Origin of the sequence: Nocardia sp. NPDC005366 (assembly GCF_040606855.1) — a bacterium.
GTDB lineage: Bacteria > Actinomycetota > Actinomycetes > Mycobacteriales > Mycobacteriaceae > Nocardia.
The window spans coordinates 46,219-72,117 of record NZ_JBEXFQ010000031.1 but is presented as its reverse complement, the minus strand read 5'-3'; the positions used below and the strand labels follow the sequence as shown (position 1 = coordinate 72,117).

Annotated in this window: 27 protein-coding genes and 1 pseudogene; 10 read left to right on the top strand and 18 right to left on the bottom strand. The window is 66.0% G+C overall.

Annotated elements, in window-relative coordinates:
• Nucleotides 1-9: 9 nt before the first annotated feature.
• Nucleotides 10-594 (bottom strand): hypothetical protein, encoded by a 585-nt coding sequence (locus ABZS43_RS28755; RefSeq protein ID WP_355039107.1) that lies wholly within the window; start codon nt 592-594, stop codon nt 10-12.
• 62 nt (nt 595-656) lie between these two features.
• Here ABZS43_RS28755 and ABZS43_RS28750 point away from each other — a divergent pair, with 62 nt between their 5' ends.
• Nucleotides 657-965, top strand: a complete 309-nt coding sequence (locus tag ABZS43_RS28750; RefSeq protein WP_355039106.1) for a DUF397 domain-containing protein — start codon at nt 657-659, stop codon at nt 963-965.
• A 70-nt stretch (nt 966-1,035) separates the two neighbouring features.
• On the opposite strand, the gene ABZS43_RS28745 is transcribed toward ABZS43_RS28750, so the two are convergent.
• Nucleotides 1,036-1,938, bottom strand: coding sequence for a Scr1 family TA system antitoxin-like transcriptional regulator (locus ABZS43_RS28745; RefSeq protein ID WP_355039105.1), 903 nt, complete (start codon nt 1,936-1,938; stop codon nt 1,036-1,038).
• Nucleotides 1,939-2,492: 554 nt separating this feature from the next.
• Between ABZS43_RS28745 and ABZS43_RS28740 the strand changes: the two genes are divergently transcribed.
• From ABZS43_RS28740 to ABZS43_RS28730, 3 genes are all read left to right on the top strand, one after another.
• The gene (locus ABZS43_RS28740) at nt 2,493-3,281 is read left to right on the top strand and encodes a helix-turn-helix transcriptional regulator (protein WP_355039104.1); all 789 of its coding nucleotides are present in this window, start codon (nt 2,493-2,495) and stop codon (nt 3,279-3,281) included.
• 63 nt (nt 3,282-3,344) lie between these two features.
• On the top strand, nt 3,345-4,565 hold the full coding sequence (locus ABZS43_RS28735) for a cytochrome P450 (protein WP_355039103.1): 1,221 nt from the start codon (nt 3,345-3,347) through the stop codon (nt 4,563-4,565).
• The gene (locus tag ABZS43_RS28730; RefSeq protein ID WP_355039102.1) at nt 4,562-5,188 is read left to right on the top strand and encodes a helix-turn-helix domain-containing protein; all 627 of its coding nucleotides are present in this window, start codon (nt 4,562-4,564) and stop codon (nt 5,186-5,188) included. The genes ABZS43_RS28735 and ABZS43_RS28730 overlap by 4 nt, the downstream gene beginning before the upstream one ends.
• Before the next feature lie 7 nt (nt 5,189-5,195).
• On the opposite strand, the gene ABZS43_RS28725 is transcribed toward ABZS43_RS28730, so the two are convergent.
• Nucleotides 5,196-7,709, bottom strand: coding sequence for an MFS transporter (locus ABZS43_RS28725; RefSeq protein WP_355039101.1), 2,514 nt, complete (start codon nt 7,707-7,709; stop codon nt 5,196-5,198).
• 316 nt (nt 7,710-8,025) lie between these two features.
• Here ABZS43_RS28725 and ABZS43_RS28720 point away from each other — a divergent pair, with 316 nt between their 5' ends.
• The gene (locus ABZS43_RS28720) at nt 8,026-8,772 is read left to right on the top strand and encodes an MBL fold metallo-hydrolase (RefSeq protein WP_355039100.1); all 747 of its coding nucleotides are present in this window, start codon (nt 8,026-8,028) and stop codon (nt 8,770-8,772) included.
• A 16-nt stretch (nt 8,773-8,788) separates the two neighbouring features.
• On the opposite strand, the gene ABZS43_RS28715 is transcribed toward ABZS43_RS28720, so the two are convergent.
• The 3 genes from ABZS43_RS28715 to ABZS43_RS28705 all read right to left on the bottom strand — a co-directional run bounded on the left by ABZS43_RS28715 (nt 8,789) and on the right by ABZS43_RS28705 (nt 11,593).
• The gene (locus ABZS43_RS28715; protein ID WP_355039099.1) at nt 8,789-9,448 is read right to left on the bottom strand and encodes a CPBP family intramembrane glutamic endopeptidase; all 660 of its coding nucleotides are present in this window, start codon (nt 9,446-9,448) and stop codon (nt 8,789-8,791) included.
• The gene (locus ABZS43_RS28710; RefSeq protein WP_355039098.1) at nt 9,445-10,341 is read right to left on the bottom strand and encodes an NAD(P)H-binding protein; all 897 of its coding nucleotides are present in this window, start codon (nt 10,339-10,341) and stop codon (nt 9,445-9,447) included. The genes ABZS43_RS28715 and ABZS43_RS28710 overlap by 4 nt, the downstream gene beginning before the upstream one ends.
• Nucleotides 10,342-10,447: 106 nt before the next feature.
• Nucleotides 10,448-11,593, bottom strand: a complete 1,146-nt coding sequence (locus ABZS43_RS28705) for an acyl-CoA dehydrogenase family protein (RefSeq protein WP_355039097.1) — start codon at nt 11,591-11,593, stop codon at nt 10,448-10,450.
• Between the two features lie 134 nt (nt 11,594-11,727).
• Between ABZS43_RS28705 and ABZS43_RS28700 the strand changes: the two genes are divergently transcribed.
• The 4 genes from ABZS43_RS28700 (at nt 11,728) to ABZS43_RS28685 (ending at nt 14,285) form a co-directional block, all read left to right on the top strand.
• Nucleotides 11,728-12,390: a TetR/AcrR family transcriptional regulator gene (locus tag ABZS43_RS28700; protein WP_355039096.1), complete on the top strand. Its 663-nt coding sequence runs from the start codon at nt 11,728-11,730 to the stop codon at nt 12,388-12,390.
• 83 nt (nt 12,391-12,473) lie between these two features.
• Entirely contained in the window at nt 12,474-13,130 is a 657-nt protein-coding gene (locus ABZS43_RS28695; protein WP_355039095.1) for an SRPBCC family protein, read from the top strand.
• Complete coding sequence (locus ABZS43_RS28690) at nt 13,130-13,543, top strand: metalloregulator ArsR/SmtB family transcription factor (RefSeq protein WP_355039094.1); 414 nt, start codon at nt 13,130-13,132, stop codon at nt 13,541-13,543. The genes ABZS43_RS28695 and ABZS43_RS28690 overlap by 1 nt, the downstream gene beginning before the upstream one ends.
• 145 nt (nt 13,544-13,688) lie before the next feature.
• Nucleotides 13,689-14,285: a helix-turn-helix domain-containing protein gene (locus ABZS43_RS28685; protein ID WP_355039093.1), complete on the top strand. Its 597-nt coding sequence runs from the start codon at nt 13,689-13,691 to the stop codon at nt 14,283-14,285.
• A 636-nt stretch (nt 14,286-14,921) separates the two neighbouring features.
• On the opposite strand, the gene ABZS43_RS28680 is transcribed toward ABZS43_RS28685, so the two are convergent.
• The 4 genes from ABZS43_RS28680 to mftA all read right to left on the bottom strand — a co-directional run bounded on the left by ABZS43_RS28680 (nt 14,922) and on the right by mftA (nt 17,642).
• Nucleotides 14,922-15,896 carry an HAD family hydrolase gene (locus ABZS43_RS28680; RefSeq protein WP_355039092.1) on the bottom strand — a complete coding sequence of 325 codons (975 nt, stop codon included), beginning with the start codon at nt 15,894-15,896 and terminating at the stop codon, nt 14,922-14,924.
• A 139-nt stretch (nt 15,897-16,035) separates the two neighbouring features.
• Nucleotides 16,036-17,235 carry a mycofactocin radical SAM maturase gene (gene mftC / locus ABZS43_RS28675; protein ID WP_355039091.1) on the bottom strand — a complete coding sequence of 400 codons (1,200 nt, stop codon included), beginning with the start codon at nt 17,233-17,235 and terminating at the stop codon, nt 16,036-16,038.
• Nucleotides 17,236-17,251: 16 nt separating this feature from the next.
• A complete protein-coding gene (gene mftB / locus ABZS43_RS28670; RefSeq protein WP_355039090.1) occupies nt 17,252-17,545 on the bottom strand; it encodes a mycofactocin biosynthesis chaperone MftB in 294 nt (97 codons plus the stop codon).
• On the bottom strand, nt 17,535-17,642 hold the full coding sequence (mftA, locus tag ABZS43_RS28665; RefSeq protein ID WP_355039089.1) for a mycofactocin precursor MftA: 108 nt from the start codon (nt 17,640-17,642) through the stop codon (nt 17,535-17,537). Before mftA ends, mftB begins: the two co-directional genes overlap by 11 nt.
• Nucleotides 17,643-17,892: 250 nt before the next feature.
• Here mftA and ABZS43_RS28660 point away from each other — a divergent pair, with 250 nt between their 5' ends.
• Nucleotides 17,893-18,690, top strand: coding sequence for an SDR family oxidoreductase (locus ABZS43_RS28660; protein ID WP_355039088.1), 798 nt, complete (start codon nt 17,893-17,895; stop codon nt 18,688-18,690).
• Nucleotides 18,691-18,733: 43 nt separating this feature from the next.
• On the opposite strand, the gene ABZS43_RS28655 is transcribed toward ABZS43_RS28660, so the two are convergent.
• From ABZS43_RS28655 to ABZS43_RS28620, 8 genes and pseudogenes are all read right to left on the bottom strand, one after another.
• Nucleotides 18,734-19,897, bottom strand: coding sequence for an aminoglycoside phosphotransferase family protein (locus ABZS43_RS28655; protein WP_355039087.1), 1,164 nt, complete (start codon nt 19,895-19,897; stop codon nt 18,734-18,736).
• 42 nt (nt 19,898-19,939) lie between these two features.
• Nucleotides 19,940-20,377, bottom strand: a complete 438-nt coding sequence (locus ABZS43_RS28650) for a hypothetical protein (RefSeq protein WP_355039086.1) — start codon at nt 20,375-20,377, stop codon at nt 19,940-19,942.
• Nucleotides 20,378-20,413: 36 nt separating this feature from the next.
• Entirely contained in the window at nt 20,414-21,160 is a 747-nt protein-coding gene (locus ABZS43_RS28645; protein ID WP_355039085.1) for a hypothetical protein, read from the bottom strand.
• A gap of 140 nt (nt 21,161-21,300) precedes the next feature.
• Nucleotides 21,301-22,107 carry a CbbQ/NirQ/NorQ/GpvN family protein gene (locus tag ABZS43_RS28640; RefSeq protein ID WP_355039084.1) on the bottom strand — a complete coding sequence of 269 codons (807 nt, stop codon included), beginning with the start codon at nt 22,105-22,107 and terminating at the stop codon, nt 21,301-21,303.
• A complete protein-coding gene (locus ABZS43_RS28635) occupies nt 22,104-23,636 on the bottom strand; it encodes a MorD protein (protein WP_355039083.1) in 1,533 nt (510 codons plus the stop codon). Before ABZS43_RS28635 ends, ABZS43_RS28640 begins: the two co-directional genes overlap by 4 nt.
• A 216-nt stretch (nt 23,637-23,852) precedes the next feature.
• On the bottom strand, nt 23,853-24,461 hold the full coding sequence (locus tag ABZS43_RS28630) for a TetR family transcriptional regulator (RefSeq protein WP_355039082.1): 609 nt from the start codon (nt 24,459-24,461) through the stop codon (nt 23,853-23,855).
• 299 nt (nt 24,462-24,760) lie between these two features.
• Nucleotides 24,761-24,977, bottom strand: a pseudogene (locus ABZS43_RS28625) (alpha/beta hydrolase fold domain-containing protein); the annotation flags it as partial.
• 44 nt (nt 24,978-25,021) lie between these two features.
• The gene (locus ABZS43_RS28620; RefSeq protein WP_355039081.1) at nt 25,022-25,840 is read right to left on the bottom strand and encodes an SDR family oxidoreductase; all 819 of its coding nucleotides are present in this window, start codon (nt 25,838-25,840) and stop codon (nt 25,022-25,024) included.
• Nucleotides 25,841-25,899: the final 59 nt, after the last annotated feature.

Below are 25,899 nucleotides of genomic sequence, written 5' to 3'. Positions count from 1 at the left end.
GGACAGTCGTCACAGGGCCTGTGCGATCTCCGGATGACGCGTCGTCGCGGATCGGCTCTGTCCGATCTGGATCCTGGTGAATCGGGTTTGCGCGGCGTGCAATTCTTCGGCGAGTTCGTGCCGGTATTCCGCGATCCGGCGGCCGTCCAGATCGGCGAGCGGTATCCCGCGTACCGACTGCAGGGCCGCGGCGAGGAATTCGCGTCCCTCGACGTCGTCGAGTTGGGCGGCCCGTTCGGTCAGTATGCGGAATTGGTGCACATCGACCCATTCCGCGGGTATATCCAGTCGGTACACCCCGTCTCCGCCGATCAGCGCATCGCCGAGCCCGATCGGCCGCAGGCGCCCGGTGCGCAGCGTATCGGCGATCTCGGCCAGTGCGTGACCCGGCTCTTTCGGCGGGGCGTCCCATATCCAGTCGATCAATTCCTCGTGCGAGAGCGGTTGACCCACGACCGATAGCAGTGCGGTGAGCAGGCGCTGTTCGCGCGGGCCGCCGAGATCGGCGTACCGGCCGTTCACCTCGGCTTCTATGCCGCCGAGCAACCGGAATTGCACCACGGAACGGAGGAACGCGCGGTTACCGATCGCCATGTAATTCTTCCTCACTGTATGAATCGGACTGCGACATAACGATTTCGAATCCGATTGCACACGTGCCGATTTCGGTGCGCGCGGTCATTCGGGGCGCTTTCCTGGTTATCGGAGCGGAGGTAATCGTCCTCCGCGATCGAGGAGACATCATGAGAGACAACACATTCGATGAGGGGGACTTCAATGCGAAGTTCGCAAAGAGTACCTTCAGTGATGGCGGTGGAGGGTGCGTCGAGGTCGCGTTCCACGACAACCGAGTCGCGGTGCGCGATTCGAAGGATCCGTCCGGCCCGGTGTTGTGGTTCACACCATCGGAATGGCGGGCATTCCTCGCCGGGATGCGTGCCGGAGAGTTCGATTTCGGCACGTAGTGCCGCCGGGGTGGCGCCGCAGCGGGGTTGCTGCGGCGCCACCATCCCTCGCGCGGCGGAACCTGACATATCAATCGTCCACGGATCCGCGGATATCGGCGGTGAGCTCGGCGAGGAAGCGCCGGGCGTCGTCGCCGAACAGCGCCATCCGCCCCAGCAGATCCCAGCAGCCGCGATACAGGTCGATCTCCTCGGGAGCGCGGACAAGCCGGCTCGCGTCGATCAGCTCGAGCGAGACGAGCGCGTCCTCGTCGCCGTCGTAGATGACGAAACCGTGCGGGACCGTTGTCGTCGCCTGCACATCCAGCGGGATGACGCCGATCGATACATTGCCGAGGGTGCTGAGCGAGGATATGCGGTCCAGCTGGCCGAGCAGCACCCGATGCGGACCGGGGCGCAGGCGAAGCGCGGCCTCGGTGACGAGGAATTCGAACCGCCGCTCCGAGTCGTACAGCGCCAGCTGCCTGTCGAGCCGGGCGGCCAGCGCCGCCGCGAGATCGTCCTTCGCGTAGGGCAACTGGAATGTGGCGAACACCCTGCGCGCGTATTCGGCGGTCTGTAGCAGGCCCGGCACCACCGAGGGCTGGAAGGTGGAGACCACCTTGGCCGCCGTCTCTCGGGCGCGGACGTCGTCCTGGAGATGTCTGCGCGATTCCAATGCGGACCGCCAGGTATCGACCTCGGAGTGCGTGGCTTCGGTCAAACGGCGTAGAACACGCCGGGTTTCGGGTGTCGCGTCGACCTCCCTGGCCCAGTCGAGTACCTGCGGGACCGAGGGAACCGCGTTCCCGCTCTCGATCCGCGACAGTTTCGACTGGCTGATCCCCACCCGATGCGCCATATCGCGGCCGGAGATGCCCGCGTGATCGCGCAGACGCCGGAGTTCGGCACCGAGTCGGGCGCGTGACTCGGCGCCGGAGGCTTCGGGATGTGAGCCGGTGGCCTGCACCGCGTCGTTCCCGGCTCGATTCATCTGACTCATCGCGGGTGGAATTGAATCACCATGATTCATCGTCGTCAACAAAATGTCCTTAGGCCCTGGTCATATCGTGATTCACTGTTGATTCGAACATGTGGACGCCGGCCAGGACCGCGCCAGCCGTAGTCGGCCGCGTCCCTGATGATCGGGCAGGTCATGCCGCGCGACACCGCTCCCTGGCTTCGAGCGTTGCGGAGCTTGCGATTGGATTGCTATATCTTTGCACAATAATTGCTGAATGGCGTCGAGGATGGTGTCCGTAATGTTTTGCGGGGCATGAACTGTGGTTGTCGCCGAAAGGGCCGCTCGATGGTGGGGCATCGGATGATTGCCGATAGGTGTCCAAATCGTGTCCGGGCGTCTTCGGCGGGAGTTGTCCGGCGCGGAGGTCCCGGTCGCGCGCATGTCCAAATTTGTTTCGTATGAAAGCATTACGAGAATGGCGTAGGAGTGGTCGGCAAACCGCTAGGGTGCGGATGGATCGTTCGGGAATCGCATCATCACTGGTCACGAGTCTTCGACTCGCACCGTATTGGAGGGGATGGCGAGTGGTCGACAGGTCGGGCGGGCGCGCTTGCGGGGTCACGCTGCTGCCGCCGACGTTCGGTGCGTCGCTGCGCCGTTTGCGGCAGGGCAGAGGTATTTCGCGCGAAAAGCTGGCCTTCGGCGCGGGTGTGAGCGTCAGCTATCTCACGCATCTGGAACGCGGTGAACGCGAACGGCCGACGCGCACGGTGGTGGACGGTTTGATCCGCTACCTCGGCAGCGTGGAGGCATTGCCGCGTCAGGATCGCAGGCATCTGTTCGAGCTGGCGGGGCTTGTCGACACTGCCGTTCCCACCGTCGCGCAATTGTGCGCCGACATCACACCGGATATGCGGCGGGCGCTGGCGCTGCACGAGCCGTACGCGGCCGGATATTTCGACTCCCGCTGGAATCTGCTCGCCGCGAATGCGGCGGTCGGGGTGATCTTCCCCGGCTTGCGCGAAGAAGCCAATATTCTGCACTGGTTCTTCGGGCACGAATTCGCGAGGCGCGCGGTGGTCGACTGGGAGCGCGCGGTCGAGTTGTCGGTGGCGGGGCTGCGCGGCCGGATCGGCCGGCTGCAGGCGGGGGAGCATTTCGCGGGCCTGCTCGAAGAGCTCGGCGTGTATCCGGAGTTCCGCGGGCTGTGGGAGCGCGGCGACGTCACCTACTTCCGCGAACATCCGCACCTGCGGTTTCGCGATCTGACGACCGGCGAGTGCCGAGGTTTCGATTTCCAGATCTACGACGTGGACAACGGCGGCTATCCGGGGTGGGTGCAGTTCTTCGGCGCCAGGCGCCCGAGGGAGTAGTAGGTCGCGAGTCCGGTAGAACCTGTTCTAGACAAGAATTGATATTTGTCTTAGCCTCGAATCATGTCGACAGAGTTGTCTCATCAACCGCGATTCGAGCTGCGAACCGGGCAGAGCTGGCGCGATCCGTGGCCCATGTATCGCGCACTGCGCGACCACGATCCGGTCCACCATGTGATTCCGAAGGACGATCCGAGTGGTGACTACTACGTGCTGTCGCGCTATGCCGATATCTACGCCGCCGCCCGCGATGTCGCCACGTTCTCCTCCGCGCAGGGGCTGACGGTGGATTACACGAGCCTCGACGAGATCGGGCTGCCGCGGCCGAGGCCCCTCGTCTTCACCGACCCGCCCGATCACACCACCTTCCGCAAACAGGTGATGAAGGGATTCACGCCACGCCAGGTCCGGTCGGTCGAGCCGCAGGTGCGGGCCTTCGTCGTGGAGCGGCTCGAGCGGCTGCGTGCGATCGGCGAGGGCGATATCGTGGTCGAACTGTTCAAACCATTGCCGAGTATGGTCGTCGCGCACTATCTCGGTGTGCCGGAGGAGGATCGGGCGCGTTTCGACGAATGGACCGATCTCATCATGGCCGCGTCCTCGGGCGGCAGTCCGATGAATGCCCACGAGGCCATCGGCGAACTGATGCAGTACTTCACCCGGCTTATCGAGCGCCGCAAGGCCGAACCCGGCGACGACACCATCTCGCATCTGGTGGCGTCGGGACTGGGGGCGGACGGTGACTACGCGGGCATCATCTCGATTCTCGGATTCGCCTTCACCATGATCACCGGCGGTAACGACACCACCACCGGCAATCTCGGCGGTGCGGTGCAACTGCTCACCCGGTATCCGGACCAGCGCCGGTTGCTCATCGAGAATCCGGCGCTCATCCCGGACGCGGTGGAGGAGTTCCTACGCGTCACCTCACCGGTGCAGGGTCTCGCGCGCACCCTCGCGCGCGACGTGGAGATCGCGGGAACCACCATCCCGGCCGGACGCAGGGCGCTGCTGCTGTACGCGTCGGCGAACCACGACGAACGCGAATTCGGGCCCACCGCAGGCGAACTCGATGTGCTGCGCCGTCCCAAGAGCATCCTCACCTTCAGTCACGGTAACCACCACTGCCTCGGCGCGGCGGCCGCGCGGATGGTGGCGCGCGTCGCGCTGGAGGAACTGCTCGCCCGCTGCCCGGATTTCAGCGTCGATATCGACAATGTGCGCTATGCGCCCGGCGGCTATGTGCGCTGGCCGGACCGGGTGCCCTTCGTGGCGGTGGCATGAACAGCGGTGGCGTGAACAGCGGTGGCATGAACGATTGGCTGCGCCCCACCCGCGCCGATATCGCGGCCGGGCAGATACTCGACGCGGCGGCGCAGCTGTTCGTCGAGCGCGGCGTGACGAATACCGGAATGGGCGAGGTGGCCAAGGCGGCGGGATGTTCGCGGGCGACGCTGTACCGCTACTTTCCGAATCGGCAGTCGCTGCGGATCGCCTTCGTCCACCGGGAGGCCCGTCGCGTCGCCGCCGCGGTCGCCGCGGAAGTCGCCGACATCGCCGAACCCGGCGACAAGGTGGTCGCCGCGATGACGGCCTCGATCCGGCTGGTCCGCGACGATCCCACTCTGATCGCCTGGTTCACCGCGGGCGACGCCGGTATCGCCAACGAGATCGGCGGAACCTCCGATGTCATCGAGGCCATCGCCGCGGGTCTGCTCGCCGACGCCGTGCCGGAGGATTCCGATCGTTCCCGTTCGGCCCGGTGGGCGGCGCGGGTGATCATGTCGCTGCTCACCGCGCCGGGCCGCGACGCAGACGACGAGCGCGCGATGTTGGAGCGATTCGTCGCCCCCGTCGTCGTCGCGACCGGCGAAATCCCTGTGGCACAACGTCATCGGGGCGGGTGACCGGAGATCACCTGGACCGGTAGCCCAGTCGGACATCGTGGGCGACCTCGCCGCCCGCGACGGTGACCCGGCTGGTGACCGGGGGATAACCGCGCGCGACGACGGTGTACTGCCCCTCGGGCAGGTCGGGCACCACGTAGCGGCCGTGCTCGTCGGTCCGGGCGGACGCGGTCATATCGCCCGCGGCGTCGAGGACGGTGATCTGGATATCCGCGACTGCCCTGTCGTCGTCGGACCGCGCCGATCCGGCGAGCACCGCCATCGGCGCGAGGTCGACGTCGTGGCGCAGCAGACCGCTGTCCGGCACGGTGAGGGTCGTGGCGTAGGGCCGCATATGGTCGGCGATCGCCACCAGCGTGTAGGTGCCCGGTACCACGCCCCGGCACAGGTACGCGCCCTCGCCCGTGCTGACGGCCGCGCCGACCACCTCACCGCCCGCATCGGTGAGGGTGACGGTCGCTCCGGAAATCGGAGTTCCACGGCGGGCCGAGCGCACCACGCCCGACAGTTCTCCGGTGCCGAGCAGGGTCACGTCGATCCGCTGCCTGCGTGCGACGATGGTCACGCCGACGGCGGCGGGCTGATGTCCGGTCGACGCGGCGATCAGCACGTACTCGCCCGGGTCCGGCGCGACGAGGGTGTAGGAGCCGTCGTTGCCGCCGGTCGCCCGAGCGCACTGGCGGCCACACTGGTCGATGAGGGTGAGCGCCACCTCGGGGACGGGATGTCCGTCCTCCCGGTGTACCCGACCGGATATCGAACAGCGCTCGGATGCGATGACATCGGTCGCGACACCCGCCGATGACGAAGCGAGACAGCGGGTTTCGCCAATGCGGCAGGTGGCCCCGGCTCCCACCCGTGCCGGTTTCGCCAGCGTCTTCGCCGCACTCTGTCTCCTCGTCGGTACCTCCTGCCTGATCCGCTCCTCGCCGGCCGGACCCGCGCCGCTCGGCGACGGTTCGGCCGCCGCCGCGACGGTCTGGAGCGGGATTTCCCTCAGGAAGAGCAGCACCGCGCCCGCCACCGTCGCGACGGCGGCGGCCACCAGGAAGACCGACTGCATGGACTCGGTGAATCCGGTGAGAATCGGAACTCGCACCTGCTCCGGCAGCGCCGCGATCCCGCTGGTACTGCTCTGTACGGTCGACAACTGCGCGGCATCGAACCCGTCGGGCAACTGGCCGCCGAACGCGTCGATGATCCGGTGCGGCAGCAGGTTGAACAGGATCGTCAGGAAGACCGCCACCCCGAGCGTTCCGCCGATCTGGCGGAAGAATGTGGCCGTCGCGGTGGATACCCCCATATCGGTGGGCGGCACCGCGTTCTGGGCGGCGATGACCAAGGTCTGCATACAGCAGCCGAGCCCGAAACCGATGATCGCGCCGCAGACCAGCGGCTGCCACAGCGGGCTGTCGAAGTCCATCCCCGCGTGCAGCGCCGCGCCGAACGCGATGACGAACGATCCGACGACCGGCGCCATCTTGTAGCGTCCGGATCTCCTGGTGATCACGCCGGCGATCTGCGAGCCGACCATGATGCCGACAACCAGCGGCAGCATGAGCAATCCCGCGGTGGTCGGCGAATATCCGCGCACCACTTGGAAGTACAGGGGGACAAGGACGATCGCGCCGAACATCGCGATGCCGACGATGAATCCGCCCACGGTGGCCACGCTGAACGTCGCGCTGCGGAACAATCGCAGGGGGATCAGGGCGGCGTCTTTCATCAGCAGTTCGACCAGGACGAACGAGGCCAGCCCGGCCGCGCCGATCCCGTAACACAGCAGCGCGCGATCGGACATCCATCCCCACTCCCTGCCCTGCTCTGCCACGAGCAGCAGGGGGACCGCGCAGAGGGTCAGCGTCAGCGCGCCGAACCAGTCGATGCGATGGGGCTGTCGCCGGTGCGGCACCTTCACCACCTTCGCGACCACGAGGAATGCCGCCACACCGACCGGGACGTTGATCAGGAACACCCACCGCCAGCCCGCCAGCCCGCCGAGTTCGGCGTAGTTCGAGAAGAATCCGCCGAGCACCGGCCCCAAGACGGTGGCCGAGCCGAACACGATCATGAAATAACCCTGGTAGCGCACCCGTTCCCGGGCGGGCACGATATCTCCGATGATGGTGAAGGCCAGCGACATCAGTCCACCCGCGCCGAGACCCTGGAATGCGCGGAAGGCGGCAAGCTGATACATCGACGTGGCGAAGGCGCATGCCACCGAACCCAGGACGAATAATCCGATCGCCATGAGATAGAACGGCTTTCGACCATAGGTGTCGGCGAGTCCGCCGTACAGCGGCGTGGTGATCGTCGCGGTGATGAGGTAAGCCGTCGTCGCCCAGGCCTGATCGTCGAATCCGTGCAGGCTGTTGGCGATCTGCACGATCGCCACGCTCACGATGTTCTGATCGAGTGCGGCGAGGAAGATTCCGAGCAGCAGGCCGGACAGGATGGTCATGATCTGCCGGTGCGACAGCCCCGCGCCCGGGTCGGGCGCGGCGGTGGTGGAATTCGTCATGGCGGAGCCCTGGTCCTATCGACGGTCTGTCGTGGAGTGAAGCCGAGTGCTGCGAACGAAACTGCTAACCGGCGCGGATTTCGGGCGCGCGGCCCGCGGCGCTTCGCCGCCCCCGGGCAGGCGTCGCCGTACGGCACCCGCGAGTCCCGTTCCCCATCAGCGGATTTGATAAACCCCAGCCGGTTGCGGTGGCTCACTATACATACCGACGCCGGGCATCCGGCCGCGCGGTCGGGCGACAGGCCGGGGTCGGGTGTGTTCGGGTCGGGGGCATCCGGACTAGATTCGGAGCGGTTGTTCCGGGAGAGGAGGGTGCGTGCGGTACTACCAGGTGGCCGACGATGTGTTCTGTATCCGAGGGACCGATGTCAATATGGTGCTCGCACGCGACGGCGAGGCGCTGACGTTGATCGACGCGGGTTGGCTGAAGGACGCGGGCGTGATCGAACAGTCGATCCGCGCGCTGGGACACCGCCCCGAGGATATCGTCGCCGTTCTGCTGAGCCATGCCCACCTCGATCACATCGGTGCGCTGCGACACCTGCACGAGCGCTACGGAACTCCCGCCTACACGGCCACGGCCGAAGTCGGCCACGCGCGCGGTGAATACCACGAGCAGGCCACACCGCTCGACGTGATCCGCCGCGCGTGGAAGCCGAGAACCCTGGCGTGGGCCGTGCGTATCGCCGCGGCGGGCGGGCTGCGCGAGAACAGCGCCCCGCATATCCAGCCTTTTCCCGAGTCGGGCGCACTGGATGTGCCCGGCGGACCGGTGCCGATCTCGTGTGCGGGGCATACCTCCGGGCACAGCGCGTTCCATCTGCCTGGGGCCGGGCTTGTCGCCACCGGCGATGCTCTCGTGACCGCGCATCCGACTTCGAATATCGCGGGCCCGCAATTACTTCCGGACTTCTTCAACCATTCGACCAGGGACGCGATCGATGGTCTGGCCGCCTTCGATTCCGTCGAAGCGGATCTGGTCGTACCCGGTCACGGTCCGGTATGGAAGGAAGGTATCCGGCGGGCTGCCGAGATCGCCCGCGAGCGGGCCGTCGGCAGCTGAATCGAATCGCTCTGCCTCACCGATCACGCGAGGGTGAGAACAGTGGTGGCAGATAGTGGATCATCAGCGTCGACCAGGTGAGATGGGTGAGGATCGGAGCCCGCACCCCTCCGGTCCAGCGCCGCTGGACGGCGAACAGCGCGCCCATCACCGCCGAGGCCAGGACCAGTGCGGGATTACGGGTGGCGGCGGTGGTGCCCATATAGACGGCGGTCGACACGGCGACCGGATGGGTGCGCGCGGCGGCGTAGACGGCGCCGCGGAAGAACACCTCCTCTGCCGCGCCGTTGGCGAGTGTGATCAGCAGCACCGATGGGGTCGGACCGCGCTCGGCGTATTGCAGGACACCGGCGATCGCTCTGCGCAGGAAGGGAATTCGACGGACGACGAGGGCGCACCCGTAGAAGACGCCGAACGCGCCGACGCCGATGAGGACCGGTGTGAGAACCTGCCGCTTCGACGGTTCGGCGGAGGGCGGCGTCGAAACCGAGCCGCCGACGGCGAACACGGCCGCGGTGGCGAGGGTGAGACCGTAGAACTCGGTGCTGTCGGGCCGTGACGCCAGGGAGGCCCCGAGCAGTCCGGTACCGAGGACGCCGACTTCGACGGTCCTCGAGCGATACCGATCGTGTTCATGAATTATCTTGTGCCACCGTTGTTTCGATGTGCGATTCATGAGGAAGGCCGTGCCGCTGCCCGCTCGCCGAGCGCTCGGTGGACTGCCTCGTCGTAACCGATCGGTTCGAAGGGCAATAATTCCCGGATGGCAGGATCGCGGACGAGCACCTCGTTGACCATCGAATCGACCAGCGAGCGCCCAGTCCGGGCATCGACATCGGTGACCAGCGACAACCACAGCGACGACAAGCGCGGCGACAGCAGGGGAACCGGCACCACCAGCAGCGGCCTGCCCTCGATTTTGGCAACCCGGCGCAACATATCGATGTATTCGAGCACATCGGGCCCGCCGATATCGAAGGTGCGCCCGATGGCTTCCGGTAGGTCGAGCACGCCGACCAGATAGCGGATCACATCGTCGACGGCGATGGGCTGGGTGCGGGTCCGCACCCATCGCGGGGTGACCATCGCGGGCAGATGTTCGACGAGTTGCCGGGTGATCTCCCAGGAGATGCCGCCGTGGCCGACGATGATCCCGGCGCGCAGTGTGGTGACGGGTACTCCCGCCGTGCCGAGGAGTCCTTCGACCTCCCTGCGGCTGCGCAGATGTGCCGACAGCTGGTCGCGGTCGTCACCGAGTCCGCCGAGATAGATGATCTGCCCGACCCCGGCGTCGGCGGCGGCCTGCCCGAAATTCCGCGCGGCGTCGGCGTCGCGGCGCTCGAAATCCGGTGCGGCCAGCGAATGGACGAGATAGTAGGCGGCCCGGCATCCGTCGAGGGCCGCGCGCAGCGATCCGGGATCGGCGACGTCACCGCGAATCGGTGTGCCGCTGCCGTGGTAGGTATCGGGATGCCGGGTCATCGCCCTGACCGGATGTCCGGCGTCCTCGAGCGCCGGGCACAGCCGAGCGCCGATGAAACCTGTCGAACCCGCGACGAGCACTGTCATCTTCGCGTCCTCTCCGTAGCAGTGCGGGGAGTGGACCGGGCGGTGTCACGGCCCGGGATGGTGCTCCTGCCACACTACCGAGACCGGTGCGCGCCGCGGGATGCGATCACAGGGTGCGGGCGATGATCTCTTTCATGATCTCGTTGGTTCCCGCGTAGATCATCTGGACGCGGCTGTCGACCCACATCCGCGAGATCGGGTATTCGGTCATATAGCCGTAGCCGCCGTGCAGTTGCAGACATTCGCTGGTGACCGAAAGCGCCCGGTCGGTGGTCCACCACTTGGCCATCGCGACCGTGGGGATATCGAGTTCACCCTTGATGTGCTTGACGATGCAGTCGTCGGTGAACACGCGCGCGACCCTGGCCTCGGTCGCCACCTCGGCCAGTTTGAATTTGGTGTTCTGGAAGTTGAACACGGTGCGGCCGAACGCCTCGCGCTCCTTGGTGTAGCGCACGGTGTGCTCGAGCGCCGCTTCCATCCCGGCGACCGCGCCGACGGCGATGATCAGCCGTTCCTGCGGCAGTTGCTGCATGAGCTGGACGAAACCCTGGCCTTCGGCGGTGCCGAGCAGATTGGTGACCGGAATCCTGACGTCCTCGAAGAACAGTTCGGAGGTGTCCTGACCCTTCTGGCCGATCTTGTCCAGGACCCGGCCGCGGCGGAAACCGGGACGGTCGGCCTCGACCAGCACCAGGCTGATACCCGCGGCGCCCTGGGTGGTATCGGTTTTGACGACGACGATGATCAGATCGGCCTGCGCGCCGTTGGTGATGAACGTCTTGGAACCGTTGACGACGTATTCGTCGCCATCGCGGATCGCCTTGGCCTTGACGTTCTGCAGATCCGATCCCGTACCCGGTTCGGTCATGGCGATGGCGCCGACCACTTCTCCGCTGGCCATCTTCGGCAGCCACGTCTTCTTCTGCTCTTCGGTGCCGTAGGAGAGCAGGTAGTGCGCGACGATGCCGTTGTGCAGGCTCTGGCCCCACGCGGTGTCGACGATCCTGGCCTGTTCCTCGATGATGACGGCCTCGTGCGCGAAGGTGCCGCCGCCGCCGCCGTACTCCTCGGGGATGGACAGGCACAGCAGGCCGAGGTCGCCCGCCTTGTTCCACAGATCCCTGTCGACGTGGTGTTGCTGGAGGTACTTGTCGACGTTCGGTGCGACCTCTTTCTCGAAGAACGCCCGCGCGAGGTCGCGCAGCGCGTCGAGATCATCGTTCATCCACGGGGACCGGTGCGCGGTCATCGAGGCTCCTTCGGCTCGGCAAAGCACTGGGTACATATTGGTAACCAGAATTAGCGGGTACAGTGTGTCCCACGTGGGGCCGGGAGGCAAGAAATATGCCTAATCGGCAGGAACGGTCGGCTAGCGTGGCCGGTGTGACAGATACCCGATGGACCGATACCGCCGTTACTCGGCGCTCGGGGAATCGCGGCGAGGATCGTCGACGGGCGATCGTCGACGCCGCGATCGCCGCCATCGAGGACGAGGGGCCGAATGCGCTCACCGGCCAGATCGCCGATCGCGCCGGACTCAATCGCACGCACTTCTACCGGCATTTCGCCAGCAAGGAAGAGCTCGACCTCGCCATCGCCCGGCACGCGCACGAGGAGTTGACCCAGCGGATCCGTGCGGCGCTCGCGGTGGACGGCACTCCGCTCGACATCATCCGCGCGCCGGTCGCCGAACATGTCGGATGGGCGAACGAGCATCCCAACCTGTACCGATTCCTGCTCGGTCGCAACTATCGACGAGGCAACGACGATCCGAGTATCGGCGGTAGCGCGTTCGCCTCCGAGATCTCGGCCGCCGCCACGCGCTACATTCCCCGTTTCGGCGCCGATCGCGCCGCCGCGGATCGACTGGTCGTCGCGCTGCTCGGCCTGATCGACGCCTCGGTGCGCTGGTGGCTGACCCACCGCGAGAGCTCCAGGGACGAACTGGTCGAGACCTTGGTCATCGAATCCTGGCTGCTGATCGACCATCGCCTGCGCGCGCTCGGTATCGTCCTCGACCCGCGCTCCCCGCTGCCGCCGTCCTGATCGGACGCGGCTCCGTGCGAAGAGATTGCCGGGGTGGGTTGTGACCGCTAATATAAGTTCACACTTATAAAAAGGAGGTTGTCATGGCATTGCTGACCGATCCGGTCGCCATCGCGGGACTGGTGACTCGCGAAGTCCGATCCGGCACGCGTGCGGGAACGCCGACGCGGATCGCGGTCGCGCGGCGTACCTATCCGACCGATCAGGGTGATCTCTGGGACGCGTTGACGAATCCGCAGCGGCTCCCGCGCTGGTTCCTCCCGGTCAGTGGCGAATTGCGGCTCGGCGGGAGATATCAGACCGAGGGCAACGCGGGCGGTGTGATCGAACAGTGCGAAGAGCCGAAGCGGTTCGCGGTGACCTGGGAAATGGGGCCGCAGATGTCGTGGCTGGAGGTGAGCCTCAGCCCCGAGGGGGAGGGCACGTCGCTGGAATTGGTGCACGAGGCCGAGGTCGATCCGGAATTCTGGTCGCAGTTCGGGCCGGGCGCGGTCGGGGTCGGCTGGGATCTGGCCCTGATGGGACTCGGTCTGCACATCGCGAGCGGAGCCCCCGTCGATCCGGCCACGGCGATGGAATTTCCCCTCACGCCCGAAGGCATCACCTTCATCAGGACCTCGGCGGTCGGCTGGGCGGACGCGGCCATCGGCGACGGCGATGATCCAACGCAGGCGCATACCGCCGCCGAGCAGACCATCGTGTTCTACACGACCATGCCCGAGGACAGCCCCGAGTCCTGATGGAATCCTCGGCGGCGAAGATCTTCGAGGCGCTGGGCGATCCGATTCGCCGCGGCATCCTCGAACTGGTGGCGAGCGGCGAAATGCCCGCGGGCGCGGTGGTCGACGCCGTGCGCGCGTACTCGCCGATCTCCCAGCCCGCCGTCTCGCAACATCTGAAGGTGCTGCGCGATGCCGGGTTGGTGACCGTCCGGGCGGAGGGTACCCGCAGGATCTACGCCATAGATCCCGCCGGGGTGGAGGTCGCGCGGACGTGGCTGGCAAGGCTGTCGCATCCGATCGAGCAGTTCGCGCAACCCCTCGACGCCCTCGCCACCGAACTCGCCCGAGGCAAACGTGCCGCTCGGCAGGCCGAGGGCGATCGGGAGGCGACTTCGGCTGAGGGAGCGGGGCGGTCGCGCCGATTGGGTTAGATTTCTCCGGGCGATCGGTGGCGACGATGCCAGGCCGCCTAGCATCGGAACGGAAGCGCTGATCATCGAGACTCGGTGGATCGCGGCACGCGGTCGACGCGGATGACACGGTGAGCGACGGTCACAAGTCACGGAGGTTATCGAGATGACATCGCCGAGAAGGTTCGGTGCGCCCGATGCGAAGAATCGCACGGTCCTGCTGGACGCCGCGGAGCAGCTCATGCTCGAAGAGGGCTACGCGGCCGTCACCTCGCGCGCTGTCGCTCGCAAGGCCGGGCTGAAATATCAGCTCGTCTACTACTACTTCCGGACCATGGACGATCTGCTGCTCGAAGTCTTCCAGCGGCGTGCCGAGGAGGGGTTGGCGCGGCAGGCGCAGGCACTTGCCTCGCCCAATCCGCTGCGTGCGCTGTGGGAATTCAATACCGAGGCCGCGGCAGCGGCGCTCACCTTGGAATTCGCGGCATTGTCCAACCACCGCAAGGTGATTCGCGCCGCCCTCACCGAATATTCCAATCGGTTCAGGGAAGCCGAGATGACGGCCCTGCGAAATTTCATGGAAAACTACGAGACCGATGAGGAGAAATGGCCCTCGGCCGTAGTGGTCGTCGCGCTCTCGGGCGTCTCGCGCTTCCTGATGCTGGAGGAATCGCTCGGTGTGACCGGAGGTCACGCGGAAACCATGGAATTCGTCGAGCAGCGTCTGCGTCAACTCGACCCACCGAGCGTCACCACGGCGTGATCGTCGCGACCCCGCTGATGCTCTCGTGGCGGGGGTTCGCTCGGGCCGTTCATGAAATCGGTTGCGCCCCGGACTTGTTCACCGATCGACTGGGTAGCGCGCCACCGGGAGAGATCGCTGATCGAAGGCGCTGTGATTCGCCCGATATCGTCGTTCTCCCGGTGGTGCGAACCCGAAACCGTTCCGGCCGCGGCCTGTCCATATCCGCCGCGGTGTCCCGGCGCCGCCACCTCGTGTGCATAACACCTGGCGGCAACCGCACGCCGGAGCCGCGACCTCGCGGAACAGGGTGGACTTTCGACTAGTGGTGCACTGCCTCTCGCGGCTGCGAACTGCGCGGGTCTCGATCCGGCAGGTCGTATCCGACCCGAATGCGGCTCTCGTGTCGATCGCGCGGTTTCATCGCCGCGGCCACGAGCAGCAGCAGTGCGACGACGATGACGATCGTGATGAGTCCCCAGTACAAGACGTATTCCCGCTTCCTCGATCCGGCGCGGGCTCGTGGCCCCGCCGGTAGTTGAATTCTGATCTGGCACAGATAGTTTGACGCCGTTGTCTGGTTCGCCAATATTCTCACAGAGATTCGCCCTCCGCGCGTGTCGGCGCAGGGCCCGGAGTGAGGGAGAACACTGACCGCTACGGCAGGTCGAAGACGGTCGCCCAATCGTCGCGGATGCTGATCACCGTCCAGCCCTCGGTGGCGGCCGACTCGAGCGCCCGTTCGGCGCCGTTCACATAGTCGAATTCGCGGGCGGGGTCGTCATGGAGCACCAGCATGCGCAATGTCGGCCGATCCCCGCGTTCGGTGAATCGCAGCATCGGGATATCCCCGTTGGTGTTCCCGACCGCGAGCAGGGGTCTGCGCCCGATTCGACTCCAGATTCGGACGGGCTTGTCCGGCCCGTCGTCCAGGACGTCCACCTCGGCGTTGTGGACGATCGTTGCGTCTTTCCATGCCAGCGTGGCACTACTGCCGATGACACGATCGCGGGGAATGCCGTACATGTCCTGGCTGATCGGCCGCATGAAGTCGCGACCCCCGCCGGAGGCGATGTAGTTGTCGAATCCGTTGGCCTCGAGGAAGCCGAGCAGTTCGACCATCGGTGTGTACGCGCACGCCGAGTAGAGGCGACCGAGGGTGGGGTGCTCGGTCGTGCGCAGGAATCGGTCGGCCTGGGCCTCGAATTCCTCCACGGTCACTCCGGCGAACGCCGTCAGCACTCCGGTGGCGAGCGCGGCCGCCTCACTGTCCTCACCGCGGTAATGCTCGGTGACAATGCCGTTCAGCCAGTCGTAATCCTTGGTGTAGGCCGCCTGCCAGGGTTGGCGAGTGCGCAACGCGGGCACCTGCACGCACATGGCGACCAGGCGGCGCGCGATGAAATCGAGCTGGATGGGCATCGGCTTCTCACACCAGAGCGTGCCGTCATTGTCGAAGACGGCGATCCGCTCCTCGGGTGCGACATCGTCGGCCGTCACCCGCGCCACGAACTCCAGGATGTCCTTCTTGACGACGCCGTCTCGCCAGCTGGGGAGCGGGTCGTCCGCCGAGGCCGCGCTCTCGGAGACGAGCGCGGCGCGCACGGGCCGCGCGTGGTTTGTTGCCGCCATGGACCGACTCCTTGCTCGAGCTGGGAGGCACTGGGTGCGACTCTCCGCAATCTCGGAATCGGACGCATCACCCCCTACGGGTGACACGCTCGGCGATACGGCCCGAATGTAGGGCAGGGGGTGGACCTGCCCTACGGCGTCAGTGGCCGAATCCCGCCAGGGGGCTGGTATCGCAGGCGCGGTCGGGCGCGACCGTGACCGCGGTCGCCCTCGATGTCGAGGGCAGCCCGAGCGCCACCGATGTGCGGCGCGTACCGGTGCGGGAATGGTCCTTGTCCGGCTGGGGCCGGTTGGCGCCAGCACCGACGAGCGCGAGCTCCGCGTTGCCCCGCACGCATTCCGGATCGGGACCGTCCAATGGCAGTCCGGTGAAGAATTTCGCGGCCATGCAGCCGCCACGGCAGGAATCGAAGGCCGAGCACGAGGTACAGCCGCCGCCGGTCTGCGGTTCGCGCAGACGGGTGAACAATTCCGATGCGCGCCAGACCGTTTCGAAGCCGCCCTCGTCGCGGACATTGCCAGCGAGGAACTGGTCGTGGATGGCGAACGGGCAGGCGTAGACGTCACCGACCGGGTCGATGAGGCAGACGACGCGACCGGCGCCGCACAGGTTCAGGCCGGGCAGCGGGGTGGAGCCGAGTGCGTTGAGGTGGAAGAACGAATCACCCGTCAGCACGTCCTCGCCGTTCGCGACGAGCCAGTTGTAGATCACCAGTTGCTGGTCGGCGGTGGGATGCAGATCCTGCCAGACATCCGCGCCGCGGCCCGACGGCCGCAGCCGGGTGATGCGCAATTGCGCGCCGAATCGGTCGGCGATGGCTTTGAATTCGTCGAGCTGCCCGACATTCTCGCGGGTCATCACCACCGAGATCTTGAAGCCGGTCTTACCTGCCGCGGCGAGATTCTCCATGGCTCGCCACGCGGTGGCGAAAGAGCCTGCGCCGCGCACGGCGTCGTTGACTTCGGCGGTGGCGCCGTCGAGCGAGATCTGTACGTCGACGTAATCGCTGGCGGCCAGTTGCTCTGCCCGCTCCGGGGTGATGCGAACCCCGTTGGTGGAGAACTTGACGCCGACACCGTGGTCGACCGCGTAGTCGAGCAGTTCCCAGAAGTCCTGGCGCACCGTCGGCTCGCCGCCGCCGATATTCACGTAGAACACCTGCATGCGCTGGAGTTCATCGATGACTGCCTTGCATTCGTCGGTGTTCAGCTCGCGCGGGTCTCGGCGACCCGATGAGGAAAGGCAGTGCGTGCAGGCCAGATTGCAGGCGTAGGTCAATTCCCACGTCAGGCAGATGGGCGCATCGAGGCCGTATTCGAAATGCTCGACAAGTTTCATGATGTTCCTGTCCGCTTCAGGAGGCCGCGCGAAGGTGAATGGTTCCCGACTCGCACAATCCGGCGAGGGCGCGCAGATACCGGTCGTGATCGGCGGCGGGAACATCCGCCGCTACCAGGGTGCTCGAGGCGTCCGGATGATTCTCCAACTCGCGGACCACATTCACCAGCAGGGGTGTCTTCAGAAAAGAAAGCCTTCGGGTCGCGTAGTCGTAGACCAGCGCGCCGAATGGTTCGGGCCGCAACGACACCGACCCCGCCAAGGTATAGGGCAGGGCCGGGTCGAATGATGCGGCGGGGTCAGTAGACACCGCACATTCCGTCGATCGAGACTTCCTCGACGAGGACGTCCGCCTCGATAAGGGTGTCATCGGTGGCAACCGTTGTGCTGGCTGTCACGTCACTCATTGTTGCTCCTCGGAGGCCGAAGGGATGTGACCGCCAGCATAATGGCACCCGATGACAAAATGGAAGGGGTGGTTCGGCGGTCGTCGTCGATTCGACCGCGGGAACTCTTCTGTCCGCCTTACCGATGCATATACAGTATGTGAAACAGTCGATATCCGGCGTGAAGTCCTGGCCCGGCGGCGATCGGCCGCGGCGTCTGGCGGTTCGTCCTCGGATATCCGATCGCTCGACGGTAGAGGCGGTAGCACTCGTGGATTTGGGATTCAGCGGCGCGGCGGCGGTAGTGGTCGGCGGTAGCCGCGGCATGGGCCTCGCCACCGCGCGCTGCCTGGCGCAGGAGGGGGCGCGGGTCGCGGTGGTCGGCCGTTCCCGTGCCGATGTGGATCGCGCGGCCGCGGAGCTGGCCGAAAGCGGCAGCCCGGATGCCGTCGGTCTTGTCGCCGACGCCAGGGATATCGGACAGGTCGACGCCGTTTTCGCCGAACTGCGGCAGCGGTGGGGCGGTGAACTCAACGCCTTGATCAATACGGTCGGTCCGAATGTGCAGGGCACCGTCGAGGAATTATCCGACGATCAATGGCGCGAGGCCGTCGACCACGGGGTGCTGGCCCTCGTGCACTGCGTCAATGCGGCCCTGCCGCTGCTGCGCAACGCCGCGTGGGGGCGGATCGTCAACTTCTCGGCGCATTCGACGCAGCGCCAGACTGTTTCGCTGGTGGCCTACACCGCCGCCAAGGCCATGGTGACGAGTGTGTCGAAGAATCTGTCACTGTTGCTGGCGAAGGAGGAGATCCTGGTCAACGTGGTATCGCCGGGCACCTTCGTCACCCCGGCCCTGACCGAGTGGGCACGTTCGGTCGGCATCGACAGCGACGATCCCTATCGACTGATGGAGGCGATAGGCACCCATTACGGGCATCCCGCGCAGTTGCCGCGGGCCGGTCTGCCCGAGGAGATCGGGCCGGTCGCCGCCTTCCTGGCCTCGCGACGCAATTCCTATATGACCGGCGCCAATGTCAACGTCGACGGCGGGTCCGATTTCGTCTGAGTGACAACGGCATCCGGCTCGCGCGCCGGATGCCGTCACGCTCTCACCCGCTCTTGCCGTCGATCAGGTCGGCCAGCACGGTGAAACTGTCATGGACGGAGACACTCGCGACGGCGCGTTCCACACCGACCCTCGACACGTCCAGCGGCTGCATGCGTTCACCGGCTTCCGCGGTGCAGACGGCGGCGAGGAAGAATTCGGTCACGGCGGCCCGGTACAGCGTCCACATGCGCTCGCCATCGACATCGATACCCGCGGCCGTGAGCGCGGCGGTGTAGCGAGCGACGAGATCGCGCTCGATCGTCCGGAGCAGTTCGGGTGCTACCGAAGCGGTCGCGAAATACGCGATATCGCGGATTCCCGCTCCCGCCGTGGCGATCTGCCAGTCGAGGAAACCCGGTGTGGCGCCCTCGAAGAAGAGGTTGCCCAGATGCGGGTCGCCGTGGATCAGGGTCTGCGGCTGTGACGCCCAGAACGCGTCGATATCAGCGCTGCGCTCGTAGAAGACGCGGCATTGTTTCTTGGTCTCCTCCGAGATCAGGTCCGACGTATGCCCGGTGATCTCCGCGAGGAATTGGCGGCGGATGATGTCGCCGATCCGGATCTCCGCCGCGGAGCGCTGCGCGAGCGGGCGCAGGTCGGCGGCGAAACGGTCGGTGCCCCAGAACCTTCCGTGCAGGTCGGCCAGCGCGTCCACGACGGCTTCGGCCTCGGCGCCGGTCACCGTGTCGATCACCGTGCGGAATTCGGCGGTCTCCGACAGATCCTCCAGTACGAGGACATTGCGCTTGCGCAGTTCGTCGGACTTCGCGGCATAGCAGCGCGGCACCCGCACCGGCGGATCCTCGCCGAGCGCGTTGTAGGCGAGTACCTCGCGGGTGCCGAGCCGGAAGATATTCATCAGCACATGCTGTAAGTAGTTGCGCGGCGGCAGTTTCACGAACAGATGCGGGGGGATGTCGGCGGACTCGGATTTCACCGCGACTCGAGCCCGCGCCGCCGTCCCGGAATGATGATCGACGACGCGGACCGAGGTGATGACTCCGGGCGGCAGCCCGAGCGAGTCGCCGAGCCACTGCTCGGTCACCTCGTCGACGCGCAGCGGCAGCGTCGCGCGGAAGGAGACGGTTCGGTCGAAACCCGCCCGGACCGCCTCCTTCACGGCCATACCGAGCCCGAGCATCGTGACGAGAGCCTGCGAGGTCACAAGCGGCCTTTCGTTCAGAATGTTTCGGGCAGAATAGCTTTCCTACGGATGCCCCGCATGCTCGGCCTGTTCGCGGGCGATCCGTTCTTCGTGGATCCGGATGAGTTCGCGGAATCCGATGCGGTGGTATTCGGGTTTGGGTTGGACACCCCATTCGTCGCGTGCGGTGTCTTGGTGGGCCGCTTCGGGTTCGCCGCCGAACGGGGGTCCGCCGAGGGGGTAGGGCTGTTCGCATTCGATGGTGTCGTCGCTGTAGCGGACCTTCATGAGTTCGCCGCAGATCTCGGTGAAAGACAGTGTGGGCCAGCCGTACCAGATGGCGAGGGCGGGAATGGTGAACGCGCCTTCGACGACGAGCGCGAAGAGGCAGACGAAAATGCCGCGTTTGAGCCATTTGTGCATACCCGCGAAGGCTGGTGTGGTGCCGAGCGGCAGTTCTTGCTCGGCGGATTTCTCGGTCGGGGCTGGGGTTGTGCTCATGGAATTCTCCCGGGTCCGTGTGGTTTTCGTCGACGGTCAGTCGGAGAAGATCTCGCGGTTGACCGTATGCAGGTAGGGGATGGCCAGGAATGGGGTAATGTAGAAGATGTCGTACAACCACCAGCCGACGACCGGCAGTACCGTGCCCTCGAACCGGACGTCGGCGTACATGGTCATATTGACGACATAGCCGACCCAGATGACGACGCCGAACCAGCAGGTGACCGTGAGCCACTGGTGGCCCCAGCGCTTCATCTGGAGGAACGCGATGGCCGCGGCGACCCGCATCGGGAATACCGTGCAGATCAGCGTGACCTCCCAACCCTTTTCGCCGGGCGCGCTAGAGCCGCCGATCCACAGCTCGTTGTAATGCCAGAAGTAGCCGTTGTCCACGAAATTGCCCCACGCGGTGAAGAACACGCGCGTGATCAATGTGTGGTTGGCGAACAGATCCAGGATCCACCCGATGCTGTTGAGGAAGGCGTCGAGGATGACCAGGTAGCCGATGAGGGTGACGATAATGGGCCGGACCGACAGCCCGGATCTCTGCGCTTGCCGCTGTAGCCATACGCCGCGCAGGAAGATCGGCAGGCCGATGAAGCCGAAGATGAAGGTGCCCATGAGCGCGGTGCCGATGGTGAGCCACACGTCGGCGTGACGTTGTGCGGTACGGCTTTCCGCATCGTGCTGGTCGTAGGTCACCGAGGCCTTGGCGTCAGGGGTTTTCGTCGCGGTGGCGCCGCCGCCCCCGTCGCGGCGCCGGTTGAATGTCGGCAGATTCACGGTCGGTCCTACCAATCCCGGGTGAAGTACATATTCAGTTGGATGAGGAACATCGCCAGTAGGAATCCGTACATGGCGATCTGGAAGACGATCAGCGCGCGCTTACGTCGGCGATCCTGTTCATTCATGGCGGTTCTCTCCTACGGTGACTGCGTGTGCGAGCCGTCGGCGGCGAGCAGGTTCGCCGCCGCGATCTCTCGAAGGCCCTCGTCGATGGCGCCGTCGCTGCTCAGCGGTGCGAGGACGCACGCGTGCGCCGCCTCGATCTCGCTCGCGCCCGCGGCGATCAGCCGTGCCGCGGCGACCAGCACGCGCGTCGACGGCGGTTCGAAGTGGAATACCTCGTCGGCATTTCGAATGGTGTTGGCGCAGTTGACGAGTCGATAGGCGATAGCCGGCTCGACACCCGATTCGGCGACGAGGACCTCCGCTTCGCGATCCGGCGGCAGATAGCTCATCGCGATGGTGACGAACCGTTGCCGGAAGGAGGGTTTCAACTCCTTGAGCGAACTGCGGTACGCCGGGTTGTAGGAGCAGACGAGCATGAATGGTTCGCGGGCCCGCACGACCTCGTCGGCGCGATCGAGGAACAGCGCGCGTCGGTGGTCGGTGAGCGAGTGCAGGATGGCCAGCGAATCGTGGCGGGCTTCGACCACCTCGTCCAGGTAGCAGATGGCGCCGGATTTCACCGCCCTCGTCAGCGGCCCGTCGGTCCAGACGACATCACCGCCGGTCACCATGAATCGGCCGACGAGGTCGGAACTGGTGAGGTCGTCGTGGCAGCTGATGGTGACGACGGGGCGGCCGAGCAGGTGGCCCATATGTTCGACGAAACGCGTCTTTCCGCAGCCGGTCGGTCCGGTGAGCATCACCGGCATCTGTTGGTGGAACGCCCATTCGAACAGTTGCACTTCGGTGCCGGTGGTGTAGTAGAGATCATTTTTCATTCGGCGACCAACTCCCGATGGATATGGGCGAGTACCCGGGGTAGTTCTTCGACCCGCCGGATACGGCGGGAGCGGCGGTGCCCGAAGACCTCGGGCAGGGGATCGACGCGGGTCGGCCCGACGCCGAGGTAGTAGATGGAGACCCCGGCGTCATCGGCCTCCTCGACGGCGTGCGCGACATCGGCCCAGGCGTAGCGGCCCTCGTACCCTTCGTCGGATATCAGGCCGTCGCCGATGACGATGAGCAGGCGGCGTTCGCAGGGCTGTTCCAGCAATCGGCGGGTCAGATGCCGCAGCGGCGCGCCGAGGCGGGTATAGCCCGCGGTGAGCAGACCGACGCCGCTCGGATCGACGAAGTGGCGGTCGTCGAAATCCTTGAGGCAGTTCACTTCTACCCGGTGGCGCGTATTGCCGGTGAAGACGAAGATGCCGTGGCGTTCGTGCGCCGATGTCATCGCCCTGGACAGGGCGTCGGCGCATTCGAGCTCCAGCCGGAATATCCGGCCGCCGTGCACGCCGAGTGAGGAGCTGCCGTCCAACAGCAGCGCGGTGGTGACATCACGGGAACTCGGCAGCAGGTCGCGGAAGACCCGTGGTTCGCCCGCGTCTCCGGCCATCAGGTCGACATAATGGCCGACGTAGCGGTCGATATCGAGGTCCGAGCCGTCCTCCAGACCGGTACGCATCCCACGGTGGGTATGTTCTTCGAACCATCGCCGCACGTCCGGGGATACCGCGGCGACCGGCCGGGGCCGGGTCGGAAGTCTGCGCTCCAGCACCGCGACGTGATCACGCAGGAAGCTGTCGGTCCACAGATTCCATTCCGGGTACGGGACTCCCGCGCGCTGATCGGCGCGGATCTCGATATCGTCGTTCTCCGGCCGGCTCGGCGGCGGCAGATTCGTGCCGCGGCTGCCGCCCTCGCCGCCGACCGGCACCGACATGACGCGGTAGGTGTCGCTGCGACTACTGGTCCACGGCATCCGGCCGTAGACACGCCGCAACGCCGCGGCCAACACACCGCGCGCCGGCGCGGCCAACGGCAGATTCCCCAGCAGCGGATGACCGGTCAGCGGTTCTCGTGATCGCGCCAGATCCATGGCGCGGTCCAGCATTTCGTCGCCTTCGAGATCATGTTCGGCGATGTCGAGGTGGGGCAGCATGCGCCGGAGTTCCGGTAGCAGGCCGGGGAGCCGGTCGGCGATCCATCTCGCCGCGACGCCTCCCTCGACGAGGGAGAGCGCACCGAGCTGGCGCGGTGACAATTCGTGCAGCGCGTACCGCGCGATGCGGTCCTTCGATGGCGAACATTGCAGTGCCACACCGCATGTCAGCGTGGCCCTGGTCCATTCCGGCCCGATCGGCGGATACGGGACGTGCACGAGTGTGCGTGTCGGGCTCAGACCGAAACCGCGCCGTTCGCCGGTGACAAGGCGGACGCCGTCGCGGCGGCGGCCGGAGAAGGCGACCGCGGTTACCGCGCAACTGCGTTCGACCGACAGCGCGTGCGCGGTATCACTACCGGTCATGACCTACTCCACGCGGTCGCCTTCGGCCGCTGCCGGATGGGCGCATCTCAGAAGGTCCCGATATTGCTCATGATCCAGTACCAGAAAGCGATGATCGCGATAACCCCGCCCCAGGCGAGGAACAACCGCACGATGTCTTGCCACATGGGATCTCTCCGTATCTTTCGAGTGCGCCGATACCAGGACATCGGTCGATCTGTGGTCGTAGCGCTGGACTCATCGGGGCTCCAGACTGCGCAGCACCGTGGTCAGATAACTGTCGAGCGCCATATCGCGCAGCGGTTTGGTGTTGGTCGTCGCGGTCAGCAGCGCGTAGAGCCCGAGCAGGAAGAACACCGCGCTGTGGTAGGGATCGACCTCGATCTCGGCCTCGCCGGCGTCGCGCGCGTTCTCGATCATCCGGACGACCAGCACGATGACGGGATGTTCCATCCATTCGTCGGTCAGCGGACGTGTCGGCGAGAAGTGCACCGCGAGAAGATCTTTGAACAAGAGACTGCCCAGTCTGCGTTCCATGGCGAGGACCAGCTGGATCGTCTTCGCCAGCGCCGTCGGCAGATCGCGCGCAGTCGCGAGGAAGCGGGTCAGTTCGCGGGCGATCCTCGCCTCCTCGCGCGCCTCCAACTCGAGCAGCACATGTTCTTTGGTGGGGAAATGAAAGTAGAAGGTGCCGCGCGCCACTCCCGCGGCGTCGACGATCGCGCCCACATCGGCCTCGGCCATTCCGGTCTCCTTGAACTCGGCGATGGCGGCGTCGAGCACGCGCTGTCGTGTCCGGAGACGCTGGGCTTCGCGGCCCTGTGGCTTGTCCCGAATTTCGCTCATGGCTCGACTTCTTACGGATATCATTGACATTTGTCAATGAATGTAGACATGCCGGAGCCGAGTCGGCTCGGAATATGTTCTCCGACTTGTAAATTCACTCTCGCGGAAGAGGGTCCTCGCGTCGAGCGGTAGTGAACATACTGACAGATGTCATTGAATCGCGTCAATAGAATGTCGCCGCCGGAATTTCGGCGGCGACCGGGGCGATCAGGCGATGTCGCGGTCGTCTTCGCCGAGGGCGGGCCCGACAGATCGTCGTAGCGGCCCGGCGCGGCCAGGGGCGGCACGTCGCCGGTGGCCGCCGCGCCGAGGTAGGACCGCAAGCCGAAGCGATTATCGGCCGGGCTCCACAAGCAGGGTCGCGCCGTCGATATCGGTGCGAGCCGCGGTCCCGTCATCGATCATGGGGCAAGCCAGCGCCTGGAAGGCGAGCCGGATCTCGCCGCGTTCGGCGGCCAGCAGCGCCAGTGCTGCGGCCAGACCGCCGCCAGCGCTCTCGCCCGCGATAGCGATACGGTCCGCGCCCGGCTCGGCTGGGCGCGGACCGCGCGCCGATCCACCTATGCCAGTGCCCGGGCCGCCGCCACCACGCCACCGTCGACGAGCAGGTCTGTGCCGGTGATGAATCCGGCCTGGGGATCGAGCAGGAACGCCGTCGCGGCGGCGATATCGTCGGGGGTGCCGAGGCGTTGGCTTGCCGACATCCGAACCATCGCGCGCATACTCTCCCCGGACTCGCCGTCGAGTTCCTGCTGCCCCATCGGGGTCGAGATGATCCCCGGACTGATCGAGTTGACGCGTGCGCCGCGTGCGCCCCATGCGCCCGCGGCGGCCTGGACCCGTAGCATGTTGGCGCGCTTGGCGAGCGCGTAAGCCACGGCGGGATAGGCCAGTTCATCGGAGGACAGGAAGGGCAGGTCGAGCAATTCCGCCGCGGGGGTGGTGGCCAGGGACCGATTGTGTTCGGCGAGGTAGTCACCCGACATGTGCCCGGCCATACTGGCGATGACGACCCCGGCGCCGCCCGGGGCGATGACGCGGGCGAATTCGTCGAGTACGTAGGCGACGCCGGCGAGATCCACCCGCAGGATCATCTCGGCTGTTGCCTGCATCGGCGACAGCCCGGCGGTGTGGGCGACGTGGGTGACCCGCCCGAGCGCGGCCGCGGCGTCGGCGAGCGATCGCACCGAATCCTGGTCGGACACATCGACCACGCGGGTGCTGATCTGATGTCCCTCACCGCGCAGCCGATCGGCGACGGCCGTGAGTGCGGCCTCGTCGAAATCGGCGAGCAGTACCGAGCGACCGCTACCTATCCGGCGGGCGATGGCCTGACCCATTCCGCCAGTGCCGATGACAACCGCTACGTCCTTGTCCACGGGAACTCCTATCCGACATTTCGAGACGACTCGTATCGTAAAGCAAATATGCTGTCGCC